This window comes from Candidatus Aminicenantes bacterium (assembly GCA_026393795.1).
GTDB lineage: Bacteria > Acidobacteriota > Aminicenantia > UBA2199 > UBA2199 > UBA2199.
The window spans coordinates 1-2581 of the sequence record JAPKZL010000260.1; the positions used below are offsets into that span (position 1 = coordinate 1).

Here is a 2581-nt window from a genome sequence, read left to right on the forward strand (position 1 = left end):
GACGTGCGCTATGGTCGTGCCGCTGAGGGCAGCGGGCTTTGGCTCCTGTGCTTCCAGTACGCCTTCCGCCATCCGGCCAGCGGCAAAAAGACCACGGTCAGCTACTTGCCCGAGCCCTGGCGGGAAGCGATGGGGCTGTCCCTGGATACCTAGTCGGCAAAGGGGTAGGGAACGCAAATTTGCGTTCCCTGCGGGAAAATTGCAATTGTGTTGACAAACATGGGCTGCTTCCTTGATTTGACTTCTTGAAAAGTTTAAAATAGCGGAGCCCTAATCCAGCAGTGCTGGATAAGAGCCTTAAATAGCAAATTCAAAATTTGTTCTAAAAAAACAACAAATTTTAGAATTTGCTATAAGGCTCTAAGGAGTCGAAATGGAAGAACTGAGCAAAAGGACATTTTGCGAAAAAATATTCGACTACGAGAAAAAAAAAGAATGGGAATTCCAGGGCAGCCTGCCCGCCATCATCGACTTCTACGCCGACTGGTGCGGACCGTGCAAAATGGTCTCGCCCATACTGGAAATACTGGCTATAGAATACAAGGGCAAAGTCGACATGTTCAAGGTGAACACCGACAAGGAGCAGGAGCTTTCCACCGCCTTCGGCATCATGACCATCCCCAGCCTGATGTTCATTCCCAAGACAGGCCAGCCGCAGATGGCCCGCGGCGCCCTGGACCGCCAGGGCTTCGTGAAGATGATCCAGGAAATCCTGGGCGTGAAATAGGGTAGGCTATGTAGGGGTTCAATAAGATATCAAAGCAATTCGTATTGAACCCCTACAATATTTTTTTCATCCGATTCTATTTATCACCTGTTTTACTAATTCCTCCTTTTGTGATATTTTCCAGCCATGGACGGCGATAAAAACACCAAGGTCGAGCGGGCGCTGCAGGAGTTGTTCAAGCTGAAGAACGACGTCGAGACCGAGCTGCGCCTGATCAAGGTCGATGCCTTCAGCGGCGAGTTCTGCGCTTTCCCGGAGCGGCTGGCGCCCGAAGTCGTCGCCCTCTATAAAAAGCGCGGCATCGAGCGTCTCTTCGCCCACCAGGGCGAGGCGCTGGAGCATATCCTGCAAGGGCGGCACACGGTGGTGGCCACGCCCACCGCCTCGGGCAAGACGCTGATCTACAACGCCGCCGCCCTGGACGCTTTGAGCCGCGACCCGTCGGCCAAGTCCCTGTACCTGTTCCCGACCAAGGCCCTGTCCCAGGACCAGCTGGCCGAGCTGTTCGACCTGAACAAGGCCCTGGGCGACAAGCTGGGCCTCTACACCTACGACGGCGACACGCCGACCAGCATGCGCCAGGCCATCCGCAAGCATGCGCAGATCGTCCTGTCCAACCCCTACATGCTGCACTCGGGCATCCTGCCCCATCACACCAAGTGGGCCAGCCTGTTCGAAAACCTGAAGTATGTGGTCATCGACGAGCTCCACTATTATACCGGCGTCTTCGGTTCGCACGTGGCCAACGTCATGCGCCGGCTGAAGAGGATCTGCGCCTTCTACGGCGCCCGGCCGGTCTTCATCATGAGCTCGGCCACCATCGCCAACCCGGCCGAGCTGGCCGAGAAGCTGATCGAGGAGAAGGTGGTCCTGGTCGACCGCAACGGGGCGCCGCGCGGCGAAAAGCTCCTGGTATTCTTCAACCCGCCGGTGGTCAACCGCCAGTTGGGCATCCGCCGCTCCTATGTCTCGATGAGCCGCGAGATCGCCGGCATCCTGCTCAAGTCCGGCCTGCAGGTGATCACGTTTGCCAACTCGCGCCTGATCACCGAGATCCTGGTCAAGTACCTGAAGAACGATTTCGAAAAAACGGTCCAGGAGAAGGGAACGGTGCGCGGCTACCGCGGCGGCTACCTGCCCAAGATGCGCCGCGAGATCGAAAAGGGACTGCGCGACGGCAAGATCAAAGCGGTGGTTTCGACCAACGCCCTGGAGCTGGGCATCGACATCGGCTCGCTCGACGCCGTGGTCCTGGCCTCCTACCCGGGATCGATCTCCTCCACCTGGCAGCGCATCGGCCGGGCCGGCCGGCGCAGCAGCCGCTCGCTCGGCGTGCTGGTCGCCTCCTCCATGCCCATCGACCAGTACATCGTCAACCATCCCGAATATTTCAGCGGCCAATCGCCGGAAGTGGGGCGCATCAACGCCGACAACCTGACCGTGCTCATCGACCACATCAAGTGCGCGGCCTTCGAGCTGCCCTTCGCCAAGGGCGACGCCTATGGCGCCGAGAACCTCGAGGAGATCCTTTCCTACCTGGCGGAGAACCAGGTGCTGCTGCGCAAGGACGACAAGTGGTTCTGGACCGAGGAGGGCTACCCGGCCGACGCCGTCAGCTTGAACCGGATCACCTCGGACAACTTCGTGGTGGTCGACCGCACGGAAGGGGAGAGGGTGATCGCCGAGGTCGGGTTCAGCGATGCCCTGGAGACGCTCCACCCCAAGGCGATCTACATCCTGGAAGGCGAGCAGTATGTGGTCGAGGAGCTCGATTACGAGAACCGCAAGGCGTTCCTGACCCGTTCCAACGCCGATTATTACACCGATTCCATCACCTATACCAAGATCAAGATC

2 protein-coding genes are annotated in these 2581 nt (G+C 58.5%); both read left to right on the forward strand.

What is annotated here, in order from left to right:
* Positions 1 to 373: 373 nt before the first annotated feature.
* Positions 374 to 727: a thioredoxin gene (gene trxA / locus NTW95_12875; protein ID MCX6558303.1), complete on the forward strand. Its 354-nt coding sequence runs from the start codon at positions 374 to 376 to the stop codon at positions 725 to 727.
* A gap of 126 nt (positions 728 to 853) precedes the next feature.
* A partial coding sequence (locus tag NTW95_12880) for a DEAD/DEAH box helicase (protein ID MCX6558304.1) occupies positions 854 to 2581 on the forward strand: 1728 nt, incomplete at its 3' end.